19 protein-coding genes are annotated in these 21,250 nt (G+C 65.5%); 11 read left to right on the forward strand and 8 right to left on the reverse strand.

Annotation, left to right across the window (positions count from 1 at the left end):
• Positions 1-30: 30 nt before the first annotated feature.
• The 6 genes from CKJ84_RS10055 to CKJ84_RS10080 are packed head-to-tail and all read left to right on the forward strand — an operon-like array spanning position 31 to position 5,987.
• Complete coding sequence (locus CKJ84_RS10055; RefSeq protein WP_095546849.1) at positions 31-2,943, forward strand: DUF4040 family protein; 2,913 nt, start codon at positions 31-33, stop codon at positions 2,941-2,943.
• A gap of 3 nt (positions 2,944-2,946) precedes the next feature.
• Entirely contained in the window at positions 2,947-3,375 is a 429-nt protein-coding gene (locus tag CKJ84_RS10060; protein WP_095275212.1) for a cation:proton antiporter subunit C, read from the forward strand.
• On the forward strand, positions 3,375-4,913 hold the full coding sequence (locus tag CKJ84_RS10065) for a monovalent cation/H+ antiporter subunit D family protein (RefSeq protein ID WP_095546850.1): 1,539 nt from the start codon (positions 3,375-3,377) through the stop codon (positions 4,911-4,913). Before CKJ84_RS10060 ends, CKJ84_RS10065 begins: the two co-directional genes overlap by 1 nt.
• Position 4,914: 1 nt before the next feature.
• Positions 4,915-5,379: a monovalent cation/H+ antiporter subunit E gene (locus CKJ84_RS10070; protein ID WP_095546851.1), complete on the forward strand. Its 465-nt coding sequence runs from the start codon at positions 4,915-4,917 to the stop codon at positions 5,377-5,379.
• Between the two features lie 3 nt (positions 5,380-5,382).
• The gene (locus CKJ84_RS10075; RefSeq protein WP_095535923.1) at positions 5,383-5,649 is read left to right on the forward strand and encodes a cation:proton antiporter; all 267 of its coding nucleotides are present in this window, start codon (positions 5,383-5,385) and stop codon (positions 5,647-5,649) included.
• Positions 5,649-5,987 carry a Na+/H+ antiporter subunit G gene (locus CKJ84_RS10080; RefSeq protein WP_095546852.1) on the forward strand — a complete coding sequence of 113 codons (339 nt, stop codon included), beginning with the start codon at positions 5,649-5,651 and terminating at the stop codon, positions 5,985-5,987. The genes CKJ84_RS10075 and CKJ84_RS10080 overlap by 1 nt, the downstream gene beginning before the upstream one ends.
• A 3-nt stretch (positions 5,988-5,990) precedes the next feature.
• Here CKJ84_RS10080 and CKJ84_RS10085 read toward each other — a convergent pair whose 3' ends face one another.
• From CKJ84_RS10085 to CKJ84_RS10105, 5 genes are all read right to left on the reverse strand, one after another.
• Complete coding sequence (locus CKJ84_RS10085; RefSeq protein WP_095546853.1) at positions 5,991-6,599, reverse strand: response regulator transcription factor; 609 nt, start codon at positions 6,597-6,599, stop codon at positions 5,991-5,993.
• On the reverse strand, positions 6,596-7,759 hold the full coding sequence (locus CKJ84_RS10090; RefSeq protein WP_095546854.1) for a sensor histidine kinase: 1,164 nt from the start codon (positions 7,757-7,759) through the stop codon (positions 6,596-6,598). The genes CKJ84_RS10085 and CKJ84_RS10090 overlap by 4 nt, the downstream gene beginning before the upstream one ends.
• 26 nt (positions 7,760-7,785) lie before the next feature.
• Positions 7,786-8,595 carry an ABC transporter permease gene (locus tag CKJ84_RS10095; protein ID WP_095546855.1) on the reverse strand — a complete coding sequence of 270 codons (810 nt, stop codon included), beginning with the start codon at positions 8,593-8,595 and terminating at the stop codon, positions 7,786-7,788.
• Entirely contained in the window at positions 8,592-9,533 is a 942-nt protein-coding gene (locus CKJ84_RS10100) for an ABC transporter ATP-binding protein (protein WP_095546856.1), read from the reverse strand. Before CKJ84_RS10100 ends, CKJ84_RS10095 begins: the two co-directional genes overlap by 4 nt.
• A 143-nt stretch (positions 9,534-9,676) precedes the next feature.
• A complete protein-coding gene (locus tag CKJ84_RS10105) occupies positions 9,677-11,242 on the reverse strand; it encodes a catalase (protein ID WP_095546857.1) in 1,566 nt (521 codons plus the stop codon).
• Between the two features lie 81 nt (positions 11,243-11,323).
• Here CKJ84_RS10105 and CKJ84_RS10110 point away from each other — a divergent pair, with 81 nt between their 5' ends.
• The 3 genes from CKJ84_RS10110 (at position 11,324) to CKJ84_RS10120 (ending at position 14,951) form a co-directional block, all read left to right on the forward strand.
• The gene (locus tag CKJ84_RS10110; RefSeq protein WP_095546858.1) at positions 11,324-11,869 is read left to right on the forward strand and encodes an RNA polymerase sigma factor; all 546 of its coding nucleotides are present in this window, start codon (positions 11,324-11,326) and stop codon (positions 11,867-11,869) included.
• 83 nt (positions 11,870-11,952) lie between these two features.
• Positions 11,953-13,389, forward strand: a complete 1,437-nt coding sequence (locus CKJ84_RS10115) for a hypothetical protein (protein ID WP_198949271.1) — start codon at positions 11,953-11,955, stop codon at positions 13,387-13,389.
• 116 nt (positions 13,390-13,505) lie between these two features.
• Complete coding sequence (locus CKJ84_RS10120) at positions 13,506-14,951, forward strand: hypothetical protein (protein ID WP_233125661.1); 1,446 nt, start codon at positions 13,506-13,508, stop codon at positions 14,949-14,951.
• A gap of 7 nt (positions 14,952-14,958) precedes the next feature.
• Here CKJ84_RS10120 and CKJ84_RS10125 read toward each other — a convergent pair whose 3' ends face one another.
• The 3 genes from CKJ84_RS10125 to CKJ84_RS10135 form a co-directional block, all read right to left on the reverse strand.
• On the reverse strand, positions 14,959-15,639 hold the full coding sequence (locus tag CKJ84_RS10125) for a hypothetical protein (protein WP_143340360.1): 681 nt from the start codon (positions 15,637-15,639) through the stop codon (positions 14,959-14,961).
• A gap of 101 nt (positions 15,640-15,740) precedes the next feature.
• Positions 15,741-16,772, reverse strand: coding sequence for an aspartate-semialdehyde dehydrogenase (locus CKJ84_RS10130; protein WP_095546860.1), 1,032 nt, complete (start codon positions 16,770-16,772; stop codon positions 15,741-15,743).
• 52 nt (positions 16,773-16,824) lie between these two features.
• Positions 16,825-18,090 (reverse strand): aspartate kinase, encoded by a 1,266-nt coding sequence (locus CKJ84_RS10135; protein WP_095546861.1) that lies wholly within the window; start codon positions 18,088-18,090, stop codon positions 16,825-16,827.
• Positions 18,091-18,211: 121 nt separating this feature from the next.
• On the opposite strand from CKJ84_RS10135, the gene CKJ84_RS10140 reads away from it, so the two are divergent.
• Together CKJ84_RS10140 and leuA are read left to right on the forward strand one after the other, a co-directional pair.
• A complete protein-coding gene (locus CKJ84_RS10140; RefSeq protein ID WP_095546862.1) occupies positions 18,212-19,063 on the forward strand; it encodes a DMT family transporter in 852 nt (283 codons plus the stop codon).
• 215 nt (positions 19,064-19,278) lie between these two features.
• A complete protein-coding gene (gene leuA / locus CKJ84_RS10145) occupies positions 19,279-21,114 on the forward strand; it encodes a 2-isopropylmalate synthase (protein WP_095546863.1) in 1,836 nt (611 codons plus the stop codon).
• Positions 21,115-21,250: the final 136 nt, after the last annotated feature.

Consider the following 21,250-nt stretch of genomic DNA (forward strand, 5'->3'; position numbering starts at 1 on the left):
TGGCCACCTATGTTTTGGAGAGGGTTCACCATGACGCTCCCTGTCGTGCTCGCATTAGTTGCGGCGACAGTGATCCTGTCACCCATTCTCGTGCGCGCGATGGACCGCAAAGCCGGTTACCCGATCGCGCTGATCCTCGCGGCCGCCGCCGTCGTCCTTGGGCGAGAGTTCCCGGGCGTCGCCGACGGCCAGCCCCTTGAGTGGGAGGTGACTTGGGCCCGCGACATCCTCGGGGAAGGCAGCGCCGTGTCGTTTGCGCTGCGCGCCGACGGGTTGAGCATCTTCTTCGCGCTGCTCGCCCTGGTCATCGGCACGGTCGTGATGACGTACTCGGCCGCCTACCTGCCAAAGCGGGACGGCAACACGAGCTTCTACACCATCATGACCGCGTTTACGCTTTCGGTCCTGTTGCTCGTCCTGGCCAATGACACGGTGGTGCTCTTCATCGGCTGGGAGCTGGTGTCCATCGCCTCCTTCCTGCTCATCGCGCGCTCCGGGTCCGGCGGCGAGGCCGGGTCCTACCGCACGCTGATGCTCACGTTCTTTGGCGGGCTGACGCTGCTGGCGGCGTTGGCGGTGGCGTCGATAAGCACTGGCACCACGCGCCTGACGGAGGTGCTCGCGTCGGATGTGTGGCGCGAGAACCCCGGCCTGACCACCACCGTTGCCATCCTGGTGGCGGTCTCCGGCTTTACCAAGGCCGCGCAGTTCCCCTTCCACTTCTGGCTGCCGGAGGCGATGGCCGCGGCCACGCCGGTCTCCGCGTTCCTGCACGCAGCGGCCGTGGTGAAGGCCGGCATCTACCTACTGCTGCGCTTCTCCACCATCTTTTCCGACGTCACCGCGTGGAACTGGCTGCTGCTGGTAGTGGGCCTGGGCACCGCGATCATGAGCGCGCTGTTTGCCATCACCAAGACGGACCTCAAGCACCTGACCGCCTACTCGACCGTGTCCCACCTGGGCTGGATCGTCGCCGCCATCGGCGTGGGCACCCCGATCGCACTGGCCGCGGCGCTCACGCACACGCTCGCGCATGCGCTGTTTAAGTCCTCGCTGTTCATGCTCATCGGCGTCGTGGACCACGAGGCGGGCTCGCGCGACATGCGCCGCCTGGGCAGGCTGTGGGACAAGATGCCGTTCACCTTCGCCTCCACCGTCATCGCGGCCGCCTCCATGGCCGCGATCCCGCCGCTGTTCGGCTTCATCTCCAAGGAGTCCATCCTCGCCGCGTTCGAGGACACCGAGTACGGCATGGCGCTACTGCTCATCGCCGGTTTCGCCGCGCTGCTCACCTTCATCTACTCCGCCAAGATCGTGTTCGGGGCGTTTTTCGACGGCCCGAAGGACATGAGCGGTGTCCACGAAGCGCCCGTCAGCCTCTGGCTGCCCGCCGCGCTGCCCGGCGCGATGTCGCTCGTCGTTCCCTTCCTGCTCGGTTGGGTCGACGGCCCGCTCGACGCCGCGGTCCACACGATCACGGGCAACACCGAGTACCACTCCCACCTGGCGCTGTGGCACGGCGTGAACGCACCGTTCATCGTCTCCATGGCCGTGCTGGTCGTCGGCATCGCGCTCGTCGCGTTCGCCCGCCGCAGCATGTTCGCCTCGGTAGAGAACAAGCAGCTGCTGCCCACCAGCGGCAACGACCTCCTCGCCGCCACCGTCTCCGGGCTGGGCGCCGTGGGCAGGGGCCTGGGGCAGATGGCCAACGGCTTCAACCCGTCGCGCCACCTGCTGCCCATCCTCACCCTGGTGGTCCTGCTTGGGCTTACCACCCTCCTGGGTACCGACGGCGTCGACGGCATGCCGCTCGCCCCGCGCGCCGAGGGCATCGACGTGTGGTGGGACCTCATCCCGTTCACCATCATCGCCCTATCCGTGGTGGGCATGGTGCTCACCCGCTCCCGTCTCGCGTCCGCGATCCTGCTGGGCACCGCGGGCGTGGGCATGTCGCTGCAGATGCTCATGCTGGGGGCGCCCGACGTGGCGCTCACCCAGTTCCTGGTGGAGTCGCTCACCGTCATCGTCATCATGGTGGTACTGCGCTACCAGCCGCGCATGTTCCCGCAGACCAACAACCGGCGCAAGCTCTTCGCCGCCATCTTCGCGGTCATCGCCGGCGTGGTCGCCTTCTTCGGCGTCTACGGGCTGCTAGGCCGCCACGACCGCTCGGACCTGGCGCTCTGGTACCTCACCGAGGGCGGCGAGGCCACCGGGGCGGACAACATCGTCGCGGTGATCATCGTGGAGTTCCGTGGCTTTGATACCCTCGGCGAGCTCTCCGTGCTGGGCATGGCCGCCGTGGTCATCGCCGCGGTAACCCAGTCCATGCCGCGCCACATGTTCGAGGCGGGCACCCGCCCGCGCCCGTTCGGCCAGTCGCAGTTCAACTCGCTGCCCGTGCGCAAGGGCGCGGCCCTGGTCGTGCCGATCCTCGTCGTCTTGTCCGTGCTCATCTTCTTCCGCGGCCACACCGCGCCCGGCGGCGGCTTCGTCGCCGCCCTGGTGCTGGCCACGGCGTTCGGCCTGAACTACCTGTCGCGCGGCGCGGACACCGAGGTGGTCAAGCCGTTCACCCCGATCGCGCTGACCGGCTGGGGCATCATCATCGCCATCAGCTCCGGCTTCCTCGGCTTCCTCGAGGGCGGCTTCATGTACGCCATCCACGGCGAGATCGCCGGGGAGCACATGACGACGTCGCTGATCTTCGACTTCGGCATCTACCTCGCCGTGCTCGGCATGGTCACCCAGGCCATCAACGCGCTGGGCGGCTACCTCCGCCCGGGCACCGAGCGCGACAACCTGGACTACACGCGAGACGAGCCGGAAAACCCGCTCCCGGACGTGCCAGCGCCGGAGGAGCCGGAGGACGCGGTGGACGCACACCCGGCCCCGCTCAACCCCGCCGACAACCCCAAGCCTATGCAGACAAAGGAGCTATAAACCATGGTCATGGCACTTTCTGTCGCAGTCCTCGTGGCCGGCGCCGTCTACCTCGTGATGCAGCGCGGCATGGTCCGCGTCGTTTTCGGGATGTCGCTGCTGGGCCACGCCTCCAACCTCACCCTGCTGGCCACGGGCGTCGGCGCCTGGCGCGGCGAGGCGTTCCCGTCGCGCACCGCGTTCGACGACCTCTCTGACCCGTTGCCGCAGGCGTTCGTCCTCACCGCCATCGTTATCGCGATGGCCACCACGACGATCATGCTCATGCTCGCGTCGCTGGGCAAGAACGATGACACCTTCGACGTGCCCAAGACGGTGGGCAAGTCCCGCGAGGGCGAGCAGTTCGACCCGAACCAGCTCTCCCCGTCCGCCCTGTCCACCGCCGGCCGCAACTCGCGCCTCAACCCGAAGAAGCTGGAGGCAAACAACTGATGTCAGTCGACGCGATCCTCCCCGTCTTTGTCGCCCTGCCCCTCATCGTCGCGGCCGTCACCGCGCTGAGCCCGAGCAAGACGCTTAACGACGCCCTCTCGCTCCTCATCCCAGCCATCAACCTGGGCCTCGGCGTGTGGCTCTACACTTACACCGCCTCCCACGGCACGATCTCCCACGTCATCGGCCTCTACCAAGGCGGCGTGGGCATCTCCTTCGCCGCCGACCAGTTCTCGGCCGTGATGATCGTGACCACCATGATCGTGGCGCTGACCGCCAACTGGTTCGCCATCGCCGCGGGCGAGACGCAGGCCCGGTTCTACACGCCACTCACCCTCGTGCTGGTCACCGGCGTCTCCGGCGCGTTGCTCACCGCTGACCTGTTCAACTTCTTCGTCATGATCGAGGTCATGCTGCTGCCCTCCTACGGCCTGATCGCCATGACGGGTACGCGCAGCCGCCTGCTCTCCGCGCGCGCCTTCGTGCTGGTCAACCTGGCCGCCTCCACGATGCTCGTGATGGGCGTTGGCTACCTCTACGGTGTCGCGGGCGCGGTGAACATCGCCGCCCTGCGCGGCGCCGCGGCCGGCAACGGCCCGGTCACCGTGGCGATGGGCCTGGTGGTCATCGCCATCGCCGCCAAGGCGGGTGTCTTCCCGGTCCACACGTGGCTGCCCAGGACGTATCCGTCGTCAAGCGCTGCGGTGATGGGCCTCTTCTCGGGGCTGCACACTAAGGTGGCCGTGTACATGCTCTTCCGCATCTGGGTCGTCATCTTTGACATGGACCCGCGCTGGAACACCCTGATCATCGTGGTCATGGTGATCTCCATGCTCATCGGCGGCTTCGCGGGCCTGGGCGAACACACGATCCGCCGCGTGCTGGCCTACCAGATGGTCAACGGTATGCCGTTCATCCTCATCATGCTGGCGTTTACCAGCGCGGGTGCGGACGCGCGCTACGCGCTGGCCGCTGGCCTGATCTACACGCTGCACCACATGATCACCGTCGCCTCGCTCGTGCTCAACTCGGGCGCGATCGAGGAGACTTACGGCACCGGCGCTATCGGCAAGCTCTCCGGCCTGGCCCGGCGCGACCCCTTCACCGCGACCGTCTTCGCGGCCGGCGCTTTCTCCATCGTCGGCTTCCCGCCGTTCTCGGGCCTGTTTGGCAAGGTGACCATCACGATGGCCGCCGCCAGCGCGCACGACTGGCGCACCTGGGTGGTCATCGCCGCCATCATCATCGCCTCCTTCGGCGCGCTGCTGTCCATGATGCGCGTGTGGAAGGAAGTGTTCTGGGGCCGCCCGATGCAGCAATACCCGGACGCGCTCAACGTGCGCTGGAAGTTCCTGCTTCCGTCGCTCGCGCTGATCGTGCTCTCGCTGGTGATGTTCATCGGCGCGGGCCAGCTGTGGGGCATCACCACCTCGGCTGTCGACGACCTCCTGGACGTCGACGCCTACTCCACCGCCGTTCTGGGCACCGACCCGATCGGCATCCCCGACCTCGACTCGCTGCAGGGAGGCCAGCACTAACATGGCACAGCAATCTGCACTGAAACGCGTCGGCCACGCGATCGGATACGGCGCCTGGCTGATCAAGGAAATCTACGCCGCGGGCATCGACGCTACCGTCGCCGCCTTCAAACCAGACTCCGGCCTGCACCCCTGCGTGATCTTCTACCCCATGCGGGTGCGCACCGACTGGGAGCGCTTCTGGTTCTCCACGTCCATCACCGCCACCCCGGGCACGCTCTCGCTGGGGTTCCGCCACGCGGCGTCTGAGGGCGGGAGCGACCTGCTCATCGTGCAGGCCGCGTTTGGCGACGACCCCCTCGGCGTCATCGAGGACCTCGCCGACATGGAGGAACACCTCAGACCCTCGCTTAAGGACACGCCTCTCGACGCCTCCAAGGTCCTGTGGAAGCCGTATGAGCACCTGGGCCCCGACCTTGACCAGGAGCACGCCGAGCAACTGCCCGCCGCAGAAAGGATGGACTAACCCATGTTCCAGACCATCATGACCGTCTGCATCGTCATCATGGCGCTGAGCCTCCTCGCGGGCCTGGCCAAGATCATCGTCACCACAGACGAGCTCTCCCGCTCGGTGCTGGCGGACCTTGTGTTCTACGCCATGATCGCCATCTACCTGGTGTGGACCCTGTTCAACCAGAGCATGATCACCTACGAGATCGCCGTCTTGGCCGCCCTGGTCTGCGGCGTGATCCCCACCATCTCCATGGCCCGCATCATCTCGAGAGGACGCCGCTAATGAGCATCATCGAAATCATCGTCGCTGTCCTGGTCATCATCTCCACCATCTTCGTGGTGGCCACCGCCTCCCTGCAGCTGCGCGCCCCCGACGCGCTCACCCGCGCGAACTTGCTCGGTCCCCTCGTCTGCCTCGCCTTCCCGCTGCTGATCGTGGCGAACCTGCTGATGAGCTGGTCCGCCGAGGGATTCAGCATCAACGCCTTCATCCGCGCGATCCTGGCCATCGCCGGCGTGTGGATCATCGGTTCCGTCGGCTCCTTCGTCATCGGCCGCGCCATCCACGGCGTCACCGTAGTGGACCCGAAGGACAAGACCTCGCGCAACGTGCCGCAGTAGGCGCTACAGCCAGCCGCGCTCGCGGGCGATGGTGTACGCCTCGAAGCGGTTTTCCGCCCCGGTCTTCGCGATGCTGGAGGAGATATAGTTCCGCGTTGTGCCGGTGGCCAGGTGCGCTGCGCTGGCGATCGCCTCGATAGACCCGCCCTGGCCCGCCAGTTCGAGCACCTCGGCCTCCCGCGCAGTTAACGGCGATTCCCCGGCAGCAATCGTGGCGGCTGCCAGCTCCGGGTCGATGTAGCGTTTGCCTGCGTGCGCCGCACGGACCGCCGCAGCGAGCTCGCCGGCCGCGGCCGTTTTGGGCAAGATGCCGAGCACTTGAGAGTCGAGGGCCCGCCGGACAACGCTTGGCCGCGCGTGGCTGGTGACGACGACCACGTGGGCGTCGATAAGCGAGGCGACCTCAATGCCATCCGCCCCACCTTGCCCAAGCTGCAGGTCGGTGACCACTACATCCGGGCGCGCGGCGGCGGGCAGCGACCGCCACCACTCGAGGAATCCCGCGCCCGAGTAAGCGACATGCAGCATGTCAATGTCCTCCTCCAAGCCGATGAGCATGGCGAGGGAATCGGCCACCAGCGTCTCATCATCAATCAGCGCGACCCTGATCATGCGCCCACCTCCAGTCGCACGCGGAAGGATTCAGCTGTTCGCTCCACGCTTATCGACGCCCCATGCGCCGCCGCCCGCCGACGCAGCCCCTCCAGGCCCGTACCGCTCCCCTCTCCAGGGCGCGGATTGTTGTTCGCCACAGTGATCGCGTCCGGCTGCAGCTCAATCGACACCGCCGTGGCCTGGGAATGGCGCAAGATGTTGGTCGTGGTCTCGCGCACGAACCACGCGGCGGTCACCCGTAGGTCCGGGCGCACGTCGTCGCTGGTTCCGGCCATGGAAACCTCGGCGCCGGCGCCGCCGAGCACCTGCTTCGCGCTTTCGAGCTCGGTGGCGAGGTCCGGGGTCCGATAGTTGTTCACCACACTGCGCATATCGACGGCTGCGCGCTGCGTGAGCTGGTGCAGCTCACGCAGTTCCTGGGGCACGCGCGGATCATCGCGCTCGGCGAGCGCGAGCGCAAGCTGCGACTTGATCGTCAGCGCCGCAAGATGTTGCCCCATGGTGTCGTGGAGATCCTGCGACATGCGCAGACGCTCCTCCGCGGCGGCGAGTTGCGACTCCAGACGGCGGGCGCGCTCCGTTTCAATGATCGCGCGGGAAAACCACGTGGTGAAGGGGACCATGACCACGCACGCGATGCTGTACACCACAACGATCGCGGCGATCTCCACCGAGCCGAACAGAAATACGCTCGCGAGCGCGCACGCGAGGGCAAGCGTCGTCCACATCCGCTGCTTGGCCATGAAGGGCAGGAAGGCAAGCTGGATGCTAAAGAACGCCGCCCCGACCGCAATCGCTGAGGCCGCCTTCCACTCCGCCGGGCCGACGAGGAGCACCACCGCGCACACCGTCAAGACGAGAAGGTGGGCGAGCATCCCCCACCGCAGCCAGCCGCTGCTGTGCTCGCGCGTCTCCAGACGCAACTCTGGCCTGGTTTCCAGCACCACCGTCCCGACAAGACTCGCCAGCACCGCAATGCCCACGCCAACGAACGTCTCGGCCTGAGTTGCCCCCGAGCGCCTCACAATGACCGAGGAAAAGGTCCCGACGAACAGCCACAGCATCCCGATGAGCGACCAGCGGTTGAGCGTGAGGAACCGCGACGAGTACTTCGGTTCTGGCTGCTTCGCCGAGGTGCGGGGCGGTGTTTGCGTCATAGTGTGCTCCGAGCGTAGCAGTGGTCTCACGCCTCGCGGTGCGTTTCCCAGCGCATGCGCTGATACCCCGCCGAGATCAGCACCGCGGCCCACACCGTGAGCAGGAGCAGCGGCGTTGCCGCGCCTGCCAGCAGCGAAGCGAACGAGCCTTCGCCGACCCAACCATCGCGAAAGACATCGCTTGCCAGCGCAAAGGGTGTCCGGTTGATGACGTTGGCAAGGGACTCCGGAAGGTGCTCACGTATACCGGTCTGCGAGAAAATCACGAGCATCAGTACCGGCATCGACGTGATCTGCGCGCCTTCCGCGTTCTGGGTAAAACGACTGGTCAGCATGGCCAACCCGTGGGAGACCGCAACACCGAGCAGCATCGCAATCACCATGATCAACGGGTTTTTCGGCCACACGTGGGGTACCGGCGGGTCAATCGGCAGCACCATGGACATGCTCGAAAACGCGACTACCACGATGACCGCCAGCACGAGCGTGAGCGCAGCCAGCGGGAGACAAGTGGCGGTCAGTAGCTCCCAGTCGCGGGACTCGCCCGTGCGCAGACGCTTGAGCACTCCCTCGTCGCGCCTGGTCACCGCCATGGAAAGCGCGGGATAGAACACGCCGAAGCTCAGCGCGAACAACACGAACACCTCAGATGCCGCCGCGGTCGACCCCACCGACTGGTCCCCGACCAGCCACAGGAAGAGGGGCAGCAGCAGCGGGAAGACGAGGCCGGCGAACACAAGCAACCGGTTGCGGGTGAACTGCAGCCACTCGGCGCGGCCGAGGGCCCGCAGCCTGTGCGCGGCGTGGTTCGTGGGGTTCATCGTGGTCGTGCTCATGCTGCTTCGTCCTTTCGGGTGGTGTGGGTACGCTGCGTTGCTGCGACGCCGTGGAAGACTCGTTCCAGGTTCGCGGGCTGCGCTACAAATTGGGCCAGTTCGAGGTCCCGCTCGCGCGCCCACTGCAGGATTGCGGAGGCGTCGTCCTGCAGCCTGGAGGTGTGCACCGATACTTTCGTGCCCTCGGAGGTGTCGGTGCTGTGCACCAGCGCCCCGGGAAGGTTTGGCAGCGCAGGGGCTGATGCGCTGTGCAGTACGAACTCGATGGTGGAGGGCACCGTGCTCGCTAACTCCGTGGTCGTGCCCTCGACCTCGATGCGGCCGCCGTGCATAATCGCGATGCGGTCGCAGAGGTACTCGGCCTCTTCGAGGTAGTGCGTGGTCAACACAATCGTCACCCCACGGTCCTTCAGCCCGCGCAGCAGCTCCCACACGCGGCGGCGGGACTCCGGGTCAAGTCCGGTCGTCGGCTCATCTAAGAACACCACGTCCGGATTTCCCAGCAGCGCGCAGGCAAGGTCAAGGCGCCGCTGCTCGCCGCCTGACAGCGCCCCGACTGTCACCCCACGTTTATGCGTCAGCTGAACGTCTGCCAGCACGTCGTCGATTGGCAGCGGGGCGGTGCACGTGCCCGCCCACATGGTCAACGTTTCCTCCACGGAAAGGGCGCGCGGCAGCCCGCCCGACTGCAGCATGATGCCCGTGTGCGGGCGAAGGCGTACCCGATCCGCCACCGGGTCCATCCCCAAGACGCGCACCTCGCCCGCGCTCGGTGCGGCGAGCCCCTCCAGGATTTCCAGCGTGGACGTCTTGCCCGCGCCGTTGGTGCCCAGCAGCCCGTACACCTCGCCGCGGGCGACGTGGAGGCTGAGGCCGTCGACGGCGGTGAACTCACCGTACCGGCGTTGTAAATTATCTACTTCGATGACGTTTTCCATGACTTCTACCCTGCCGAGAATGCATCCCGGCTGGTAGAAGCGTTTGTCACCGATTGCACATGACAAAAGTCATGCCCGTTTAGTCTGCGGCCGCAGACTAAACGGGCATGTGGCTTACGCTGGCTTACGCAGCGAAAGAGGAGTTACTTCTCCTGCTCGGCGCGCTTCTTGGCCAGGGACTCGCGGACCTTGGTCTCCAGGTCTGCGTCGACCTTGCCCCAGTAGGCGTAGACGCGCTCTTCCACGTCCTTGTTCTTAATCGCCATCATCTTGTTGGTGATGTTGTGCACGAAGCGCTCCTTGGCCGCATCATCGAAGACGTCGCGGTAGAGCGTGGTGGCCTGGCCGAAGTCGTCGTCCTCGGCGTGCTTCACGTAGGCGTCGCGCACCAGGTCAGTGCCCTCCGGGTCCGGGTTGACGTAGAGGTTCTCCGCCTGGCCGTAGTCGGTGAAGTTGGAGGAAGAATCCTCGTTGTTGTCCAGGTAGCCCCCGCCCTTGTCGGTGCGGTTGGGCACGTAGTTCGGCTCGTTCTCCTCGTTGAAGAAGTACGCCATGCTGCCGCGCTCGGAGTAGGTGTTCACCTCGTTGAGCGGGCGGTTGACCGGCAGGTCCTTGTAGTTCGCGCCGATGCGGTAGCGCTGCTGGTCGGAGTATGCGAACACGCGGGCTTGCAGCATGCGGTCCGGCGACAGGCCAACGCCCGGGACCAGGTTGGCCGGATCGAGCGCGAGCTGCTCAATCTGGGCGTGGAAGTTCTTCGGGTTGCGGTTAAGCACGAAGTAGCCGACCGGGATCAGCGGATAGTCCTTCTGCGACCAGGTCTTGGTCAGGTCGAAGGGGTTGAAGCGGTAGTCCTTTGCCTCCTCGAACGGCATGATCTGGACCTTCACGTCCCAGATCGGGTAGTCGCCGTCTGCGATGGCGTTGAAGAGGTCCTCGCGCTGGAAGTCCGGGTCGGTGCCCGCCTTCTCGGTGGCCTCCTCGTCGGTGAAGCACTCCCAGCCCTGGCGGGTCTTGAAGTGGTACTTCACCCACACCGGGGTGCCTTCCTCGTTGATCCACTGGAAGGTGTGGGAGCCGAAGCCGTCCTGGTGACGCGAGGTCTTCGGGGTGCCGCGGTCGCCCAGCAGGTAGGTCACCTGGTGCGCGGACTCAGGCGTACGGGTCCAGAAGTCCCACTGCATCTCGTCGTCGCGCAGGCCGGAGTTGGGCTGACGCTTCTGAGAGTGGATGAAGTCGGCGAACTTCAGCCCGTCGCGCATGAAGAACGTCGGAGTGTTGTTGCCCACGATGTCGTAGTTGCCGTCCTCGGTGTAGAAGCGCAGCGCAAAGCCGTGGACGTCGCGCCAGGTGTCCGGGGAGCCGGCCTCACCGGCGACGGTGGAAAAGCGCGCCGCCATCGGGGTCACGGTGCCGGGCTGGAACAGCTTGGCCTTGGTGTACTTGGACACGTCCTCGGTGATGTGCAGCTCACCGAAGGCGCCGTGGCCCTTCGCGTGCGGGATGCGCTCCGGCACGTTTTCCCGGTTGAAGTGGGCCAGCTTCTCAATCAGGTGGACGTCGTTAAGCACATTGGCCCCACGACGACCCTGGACGATCGACAGGTGCTCCGAGGCGACCGGCTGCCCACTCAACTCGGTGGTGCGGCCGTTGCCCGCGGGGCGCTCGCCCTTGGCAACGATGTCTTCTGCCTTGCTCTTCTCAGCCATTGGTGGCTCCTCCTTGACTGTCGCTAGCACGTACCCCGCCAAGCCTAGGGAATTTCGCGCGCGCTGGTAGCCTAAGCATTCGTGAGCAGCACTGACGACGCCTACGTCACCGACCTCGCGCTCAAAGCAGGTCGCGGTGACAAGGCCGCGCTGACGCAATTTATCGCCGCCACACAAGACGACGTCTGGCGGCTGCTCGCCCACCTCGCCGGCGCCGAGCACGCTGACGACCTCGCCCAGGAGACGTACCTGCGCGTCCTCGGCTCACTCCCTCGGTTCAAGGCGCGCTCGTCGGCACGCACCTGGCTGCTCTCGCTCGCGCGCCGCGCGTGGGTCGACTCGGTGCGCCACGACATGGCGCGGCCCCGCAAATCGGCCGCCGAGTACGACGAAGTGGCCGCGCAGGAAGCCAGCCCCGATGACGCGAACGCCTGGTCAGAGGCTATCGACGCCCGCCTCCTCCTCGACAGCCTCCGCCCCGAGCGCCGCGAAGCCCTCGTGCTGACCCAAGTCCTGGGCTACACCTACGAGGAAGCGGCGGAGATCACCGGCGTGCGCGTTGGCACGATCCGCTCCCGCGTCGCGCGCGCGAGGCGTGACCTCATTCACCACACCGAGTCGGAATAAGCACGGTCACACACGGTGAGCTAGATCACGCTACACTTGTGTGCGGAAATCACACCAACATTCTTGAAAGTAGTGAGCCTCTCATGCTCAAAAACGCAATTGGCATCGCCTTCGCGTTCATCGGCGTCCTCGTCGGCGCCGGTTTTGCCTCCGGGCAAGAGACAATGCAGTACTTCATCGCGTTCGGCACCCAGGGCATCTGGGGCGCGGCCTTAAGCTCCGCGCTCATGCTCATCGCCGGCGTCTCCATCCTCCAGCTTGGCTCGTACTTCCAGGCCAACGAACACATGGAGGTACTGGGCAGCGTGTCCAGCAAGGTCATGTCCTGGATTTTGGACATCGCCACCATCACCACCCTGTTCTCCATCGGCTTCGTCATGTACGCCGGCGCGGGCGCCAACCTGAACCAGCAGTTCGGCTGGCCGGTGTGGATCGGCGCGACGCTTATGCTCGCGCTCGTGCTGGTCATCGGCATGATGGACGTGGACAAGGTCACCGCCGCAGTCGGCGCCGTGACCCCGCTGCTGCTGGTCTTTGTCATCTTCGGCTGCATCTGGACCCTGTACACCAGCGACCTCGACTGGTCCAACCTCAACGCGCAGGCCCAGGAGGTTTCCACCACGCTGCCCAACTGGTGGATCTCCTCCCTGAACTACACGGGGCTCAACGCCATCTGCGTCGCCTCCATGGCCCTGGTTATTGGCGGCAACTACCTGGACACGCGCGCCGCGGGCCTGGGCGGATTCCTCGGCGGCATGGGCTACCTCGTCATGCTGCTCCTGCTGTCCTGCGGTCTGCTCGCCGCAGTGGGCAGCATCGCGGGCGATGCCATGCCGATGCTCACCCTTATCACCAACATCCACCCGGTCCTCGGCTTCATCATGTCCCTGGTCATCTTCGGCATGATCTTCGCCACCGCACTCGGCATGTTCTTCGCGCTGGGCAAGCGCCTGGCCCGCGGCCGCCAGGAGCGGTTTCGCCCTATCTTCATCACCACCTGCCTGATTGGCTTTGCGCTCTCCTTCGTCGGCTTCAAGACGCTGGTGTCCGTGGTCTACCCGATCCTGGGCTACCTGGGCATCCTGCTCGTCGCTGTCCTCGCCGCCGCGTGGTTGCGCAGCTCGCAGAAGCTCCGCAAGGAAGGGAATCGCCGCCGCCGCGCCCGCGAGCTCATGCGCCTGAAGCTCGACCCCCGCAAGCGTTTTACCAAAAACGATGAAAAGGAACTGGACTACATCATCCAGGCTTCCATCGTGGACAACGAGGAGCTCGAGGCCGCTCTCGAGGATGAGGTGGGCCAAGAGCTTATCGACGACAACGAGGTCGAATACGACCCCGAGGACCGAGACGGCGACGTGGTCTACGTCACCTACACGGACCCGCAATCCAAGGAGGACTACGCCAAGCACCCTGACGAGCCGTGGAAGGGCAACCCGAGCGAGGAAGACCTCGCGGCTCAGTGGGCCGACGACGAGGCGGAGCGGGAGGACGGCGGCAGCACTGTCGTGAGCGAGCGGTAGCTGTGGGCAGCGTGGCGTCGCAAAGCATGCTCCCCGCTTAACTGTCATTGAGAGCAAATGACGATACTATTGCAAAGGTTTATCCGAACATCCCTGATTTCTTACGGAAAGATTTCATGCTTAAAAACGCAATAGGTATCTCCTTCGCCTTTATCGGCGTGGTTGTTGGCGCGGGTTTCGCATCCGGCCAGGAAGCAATGCAGTACTTCTCGGCGTTCGGCACTGACGGCATTTACGGCGCCATCCTCGGCTCCGTGCTCATGCTCATCGCCGGCGTGTCCATCCTCCAGCTCGGGTCGTACTTCCAGGCCAACGAGCACATGGAAGTGCTGGGAAATATTTCCAGCAAAGTGATGTCCTGGATTCTGGACATCGCTACCATCACCACCCTGTTTTCCATCGGCTTCGTCATGTTCGCCGGTGCGGGGTCGAACCTGAACCAGCAGTTTGGCATCCCCGTCTGGATCGGCGCGGTGCTCATGCTCGTGCTCGTGCTGGGCGTGGGCATGCTCGACGTGGACAAGGTGACGGCCGCGATCGGCTCGCTCACCCCGTTCCTGCTGGCCTTTGTCATCTTCGGCTGCTCGTACACCCTCATCACCACCGACATTGACTGGCACAGCATCAACATGTCCGCAGAGCAGGTCAACACCACCCTGCCGAACTGGTGGATGGCGGCGCTGAACTACACGGGTCTCAACGTGATGTGCGTGGTCTCGATGGCCCTCGTGATCGGCGGCAACTACCTGGACACCCGCGCCGCGGGCCTGGGCGGCTTCATTGGCGGCATGGGTTACCTGGTCATGCTCATGCTGCTGGCCACCGCGCTGATGGTCAAGATTGACACGGTCTCCGGCGAGGACATGCCGATGCTGACCCTGATCAATGACATCAATCCGATCCTGGGCACCATCATGGCGATTGTGGTCTTCGGCATGATCTTCGCCACCGCGATGGGCATGTTCTACGCGCTGGGCAAGCGCCTCTCGCGCGGCCGCGAGGACAAGTACCCGATCATCTTCACCGCAACTTGCCTGGTCGGTTTCGTGCTCTCCTTCGTCGGCTTTAAGACGCTGGTTGCGTACGTCTACCCGGTCCTGGGCTACATTGGCATCCTGCTCATCGTCGTCGTCGCTGCGGCATGGTTGCGCGGCGCCCAGAAGCTGCGCAAGGAGGGCAACCGCCGCCGTCGCGCCCTCGAGCTGACCCGCCTCAAGCTGGATCCGCGCGAGCGCTTTACCAAGAACGATGAGAAGGAGCTGGAATACCTGACCAGCAAATCCGTCATCGAGGAGGAGGAGTTCACCGAGGCCCTCGAGGACGAGGTGGGCCAGGAGCTTATCGACGACGACGAGGTCGAATACGACCCCGAGGACCCCGACGGCGACGTGGTCTACGTGTCATACACGGAGCCGCAGTCCAAGGAGGAGTACGCCAAGAACCCGGACGAGCCGTGGAACGACACCACCGTGGACGACATGATTGCCAAGGAGGAGGCCGAGGAGGCCGAGGCCGGCGACGACGCCGACACGGGCAACGGGAACGGCAGCACCCGCCTGTAGCGGCCGCCTAGCCGCCGAAAAGGCTGTTCACGCGGGACACGATCCCGCTGAACCAGCCCCCGGACGCCGCACCGGTCTCGGATCCCGGTAGCGCGGCGGGCAGTACCGCCGTCTCGCTGGTCGGCTCAGCCGAGGTCGTGGGCACCTCCGAGGTCGCCACCACCGCGACGGGCTGCGCAGCCACGGGGGTCGGGGTCGGACGCTCCCCCGCGCTTGTCGCGGGGGCTTTTTCGTCCTGTTCTTGCTTGCGTTCGCTGGTCTCCGGCGCGGGCGCCAGCGTGGACGTGACGGTGGCTCGGGCGCGCTTGCCGGTGCCGCTGGTGTCCAGGCGCACCTTGAACTCATCAACCACGGCGCCGCCCTCCGTCACCTGGACCGTGGCGTAATCGCTTCCATTGGCGGACTGCGGCGCGGCAAGGCGCAGCCCGTTCGGCCGGGAAATGGCGCTCCAGCCCGCGGGCAGCGTGCTTGGGTCTTCAGAATTCATGCGCAGCGACGCCCCGCTCTCCTTCGCCGTTACCAAGAACAGCGTCTGGCCGGGTTTGATCGTGGTGTTCGACCACTTGCCCGTCTCCGCCGCCAGCGCGCCAGGCGCTGGCGTGACGGCCCCCATAGCCCCCAGGAGCAGAGCGCCGACTGCTGCGTGTGCCGCGAATTGGGCACGGTTGCGTCGGCGTCGAATACTCATAGCCACCATTTTTGGCGAAATCTCAGCTACAGGCAACTCTCTTTATGGAATTGCAACCGTTTGTCGCCCTGCTCGTGACCTATCGCAGGACGACCGTATTGCTACACCAGCAGCTCGGCGATCTGGATCGTGTTCAGCGCCGCGCCCTTGCGCAGGTTATCGCCGGAAACGACGAAGATCAGGCCACGGTTGCCCTCAACTGTCTGATCCTGGCGGATGCGCCCAACCAGGGACTCGTCCTTGCCCGCGGCGGCGAGCGGCGTGGGCACGTCCGCAACGGAGACGCCCGGCGCGTCCGCAAGCACGGCCCGCGCCTCGTCGGGCGTGATCGCCTTGGCAAACTCGGCGTGGACCACCATTGTGTGGCCGGTGAAGACCGGGATGCGGACGCAGGTGCCGGCGACGTTGAGCTCGGGGATCCCCAGGATCTTGCGGGACTCGTTGCGCAGCTTCTGCTCCTCGTCGGTCTCCTCGGTGCCGTCGTCAACAAGGTTGCCCGCCAGCGGGACCGCGTTGTAGGCGATCGGGGCGACGTAGGGGCCGAGGTCCTCAGGGGCGAGCACGGAGCCGTCCAGGGTGAGCTCGGTGTTGCGGTCGCCGATTTCCGCGACCTGGTCCGCCAGGGCCTCCACACCCGCTAGGCCAGAACCGGAAACGGCCTGGTAGGAGGCGACGCGCATGGTAGTGAGCGAGGCTGCGTCATGCAGCGCCTTCGCCACCGGCATGATCGCCATGGTCGTGCAGTTGGGGTTGGCAATGATGCCCTTGGGCAGGGCCTTCGCGTCGTCCGGGTTGACCTCGGAGACGATGAGCGGAACCTCGGGGTCCTTGCGCCACGCGGAGGAGTTGTCCACGACCTTCACGCCAGCCGCGGCGAAGACCGGGGCCCACTCCTTGGAGGTGGAGCCACCGGCGGAGAACAGGGCGATGTCGATGTCCTTGACGGAGTCCTCGGTGACCTGGGTCAGGTCCTCCACGACCACCTCGGTGCCGCGGTAGTCCAGCTTCTTGCCCGCAGAGCGCGGGGAGGCGAAGAAGCGGACGGTGTCTGCCGGGAAATCACGCTCCGCGAGGATGGTGCGCATTACGCGCCCGACCTGCCCGGTTGCTCCGACGACGGCGATGGTGGTCATGAGGAAAACAGCTCCTTGAAAGCGTTGCGGTTATGTACGGTGTGGCGTGAGCTTAGCGGCCGGTGCCGGCGTAGACCACGGCCGGCTCGTCGCCGCCGAGGTCGAAGCGCTCGTGGATGGCGCGGCACGCGTTGTCCAGCTCGGACTCGCGGATCACAGCGGTGATGCGGATCTCTGAGGTGTTGATCATCTCGATGTTCACGCCGGCGTCGCGAAGCGCCTCGGCAAAGTCAGCGGTGACTCCGGGGTGCGACTTCATGCCCGCGCCGACGAGGGAGACCTTGCCAATCTCATCGTTGTGGGTCACGTCCGTCCACCCCTCGTCCTGCTGCAGCTTGGTCAGCAGGGTCATGGCGCGCGGGCGGTCCGCCACCGGGAGGGTGAAGGTGATGTCCGTCTTCTTCTCCTCGCGGGTGGAGATGTTCTGCAGCACGGTGTCAATGTTGATCTCCGCGTCCGCGAGCGTGCGGAAGATCTTCGCGGCCTCGCCCGGGGTATCCGGGATGCCGAGCACCGTGATCTTTGCCTCCGACTTATCGGTGGCGACGCCGGACAGGACTGCTTCTTCCATGGGAATATCCTCCAATGCTCCGGCGACGAGAGTGCCGGTGTCGTTACTGTAAGACGAGCGGACTCGCATGGGCACGTTAAACGCGCGCGCGTACTCGACGCTGCGCAGCACCAAGATCTTCGACCCGGACGCGGCCAGCTCAAGCATCTCCTCAAAGCAGAGCTTGTCCAGCTTGCGGGCGTCCGAGACAATGCGCGGGTCCGCGGTGTACACGCCGTCCACGTCCGAGTAGATCTCGCACTCGTCCGCGTGCATCGCCGCAGCGAGCGCCACCGCGGTGGTGTCGGACCCGCCGCGGCCCAGGGTGGTGATGTCGCGCGTATCGCGGTTCACGCCCTGGAAGCCAGCGACGATAGCGACTTTGCCCTCGTCCACCGCTTCCTGCACGCGGCCCGGGGTGACCTCTATAATGCGCGCGTTTCCGTAGCGCTCGGTGGTGATCACGCCGGCCTGGGAGCCGGTGAAGGAGCGCACGTCCACGCCGAACGAGGCCACCGCCATGGCCACCAGCGAGTTGGAGATGCGCTCGCCCGCGGTGAGCAGCATGTCCATCTCGCGCGCGGGCGGGGTCGGGTTGACCTCCGCGGCAAGGTCCAGGAGCTCATCGGTGGTGTCGCCCATCGCGGAGCACACCACGACGACGTCGTGCCCGGCCTTCTTCGTGGCAACGATTCGCTCAGCGACGGCGCGGATCCGCTCCGCGCTTTCGAGGGATGAGCCTCCGTACTTCTGGACGATCAGTGCCATTGGTGTTGTACGCCTTCCGTTCAGGTGACAATTCTGGGGCCGCGCAAACGTTGCAAACCCGTCACCCAACCTTAGCGGGCGAAAACTCACGATTCGAGGTATCGCACTAATATAATTCTGCGTGCACAACAACTATCTTGCGGTCGGCTTCGCATTCACGTCCGCGCTCCTGATCGCGGTGGGCACCGTCTGGCGCCACCAAATCTTGCGCGCCGGCCGCGACCAAGGGGAGGTCAACGAGTCCCCGCTCAGCGCACTCAAGCGCCCCGCCTGGTGGTTCTCCCTCGCGCTCGCGCTCGCGGCATACGGCTTCCAAGCGGTCGCGCTCGCGTTCGGCTCCCTGCTGGTGGTCCAACCGGTCCTCGTGCTCTCCCTCATGCTCACGCTGTTGCTCTCCGCGCGCGTCGAGCGCCGCCGCATGTCCGCCGCCACCTCGTTCTGGGCCATACTGCTCACCGTGTTCGTTGGCGTCGTGGTCGTCGTCGGCCGCCCGCTGCCCGGCGAGCGCGCGCCGCACACCTGGGAGTGGCTCACCGCCGTCGGCATCGGGCTCGTGGGGCTCTTTTCGACGTTCGCGTTCGCCCGCGCCTACTCCGCGGCCGTCCAAAGCCTCGCCTTTGGCATCCTCTGCGGCGCTATCTTCGGCTACCTCGCCGTCTTTTCCAAGGTGGCCGTGGACGCCTACGTCCACGGCGGCGTCCTGGGCATCTTCGCCGCCTGGCAGTTCTGGGCCATGCTCGCCTGCGCCGTGATCGGCACCGTCGTGCAGCAGTTCGCCTTCGGCGCGGGCAAGCTCGCGACCACGCTGCCGGCGATGAAGGTCGTCGAGCCACTCGTGGCCCTGACCTTGGGACTTGTACTTTTGGGCGAAAAGTTCTCGCTGTCCGGGGTCTTCGGTTGGACAGCGATGGCGCTGCTCATCGCGGGCATGCTGTTCAGCGCGGCGATGGTGACGCGCGTGAGTATTCGGTAGCGGTGGCGTCGATAAGCACTCCCTGCATATAAATATGTGATCCGCGTGACACAGTGCCTGGGCTATGTAAGATGTCTGGCATGTCACACAGGCAGCTACTCCTTCTACGCCGCGGCGGGAATCAGGCCCTTCACTAACACGGCCGGCACCCCGTCGCGGAGTTCGTGTTTGCCGGCCGTGAATAGTGCAAACGCCCACCCGTGGAAGGAAGACCAATGAGCAACGCCAACGACTTTTACGTACCCCGCGAGATCCAGACCCCGAATGGCCCCAAGAATCAGGGACAGCCGGCATGGAACAAGCAGCGCGGGTCCCAGATGCCGGCGGACCGGTACCTGGCGTTCGCCGAAGAAGTTGAGGACATCACCCTGCCGGACCGCAACTGGCCGGACAAGAAGATCACGGTCGCGCCGCAGTGGTGCGCCGTGGACCTGCGCGACGGCAACCAAGCGCTGATTGACCCGATGAGCCCCGAGCGCAAGCGCCGCATGTTCAACCTGCTGGTGGAGATGGGGTACAAGGAGATCGAGGTAGGCTTCCCGTCGGCCTCGCAGACGGACTTCGACTTCGTGCGCGAGATCATTGAGAAGAACATGATCCCGGAGGACGTGACCATCCAGGTCCTGGTGCAGGCGCGCGAGCACCTGATCCGCCGCACCTTCGAGGCCTGCGAGGGCGCGAAGAACGTCATCGTCCACTTTTACAACTCCACCTCCAAGCTGCAGCGCGAGGTGGTCTTCCGCAAGGACCGCCCGGCGATTAAGAAGCTGGCCACCGACGCGGCCGAGCTGATCAAGTCCATCGCGGAGGACTACCCGGATACGCGCTGGCGCTGGGAGTACTCGCCGGAGTCCTACACGGGTACCGAACTGGACTTTGCCAAGGAGGTCTGCGACGCGGTCGTGGACGTCATGGAGCCGACGCCGGCGGACCCGATGATCATCAACCTGCCGTCCACGGTAGAGATGATCAGCCCGAACGTGTACGCCGATTCCATCGAGTGGATGCACCGGAACCTGGCGCACCGTGAGTCCATCATCCTGTCGCTGCACCCGCACAATGACCGCGGCGAGGGCGTCGCCGCCGCCGAGCTGGGCTACCTGGCCGGCGCCGACCGCATCGAGGGCTGCCTGTTTGGCAACGGCGAGCGCACCGGCAACGTGGACCTGGTCACCCTGGGCCTGAACATGCTCACGCAGGGCGTGGACCCACAGATCGATTTCTCGGACATCAACAAGATCCGCCAGACGGTGGAGTACTGCAACCAGCTGCGCGTTCCGGAGCGCCACCCGTACGGCGGCGACCTGGTCTTCACCGCCTTCTCCGGCTCGCACCAGGACGCGATTAATAAGGGCCTGGACGCGCTGGCGCAGCGCGTGCACCCGAACGCTTCCTCCAACGATGTCACCTGGGAGGAGCTGCGCGACACGGTGTGGGAGGTGCCGTACCTGCCCATCGACCCGAAGGACGTGGGCCGCACCTACGAGGCCGTGATCCGCGTGAACTCGCAGTCCGGCAAGGGCGGCGTGGCCTACATTATGAAGACGGACCACGGCATCAACATGCCGAAGGCGATGCAGCCCGAGTTCTCCGCGGTGGTGCAGAACATCACCGACAGCGAGGGCGGCGAGGTCAACTCCAAGAACATGTGGGACATTTTCGCCGGCGCCTACCTGGATCTGGACTCCCCGCTGGAACTGGTGGACTACGAGGTCACCGGCGCGGTCGCGGAGGACGACGACTCCGCGGTCCAGGTGACGGTGGACTACAAGGGCGAGCGCCACGAGCTGCGCGGCACCGGCAACGGCCCGATCGCCGCGTTTGCAAACGCGCTCGAGTCCCTGGGCATCGACTTTGAGGTGCAGGACTACTCGCAGCGCTCGCGCACGGCGGGCGACGACGCCGACGCGGTCTGCTACATTTACGCCGACGTCGACGGAGCTACAGCCTGGGGTGTTGGCATCGCCGCGTCCACGACGCGCGCGTCGCTCAAGGCGATCACCTCGGCTGTGAACCGCGGCCTGACTGCGGGAAAGGCTGGCGGCGTGTAGCCGATCACCATCGCGAGTCCAACGTTTTGCTGCCCCGCTTCGGGGGTGGCGGCGCGGCTCGGGGATCCTGAGTATGTGCCCGAGTCTCTTAAGTGGTTCACGCACGTCGGACCACTCGCCTCCCGGCGCTCTCTCA

The sequence above is a fragment of the Corynebacterium sp. NML 120412 genome, from assembly GCF_002285155.1.
GTDB lineage: Bacteria > Actinomycetota > Actinomycetes > Mycobacteriales > Mycobacteriaceae > Corynebacterium > Corynebacterium gottingense.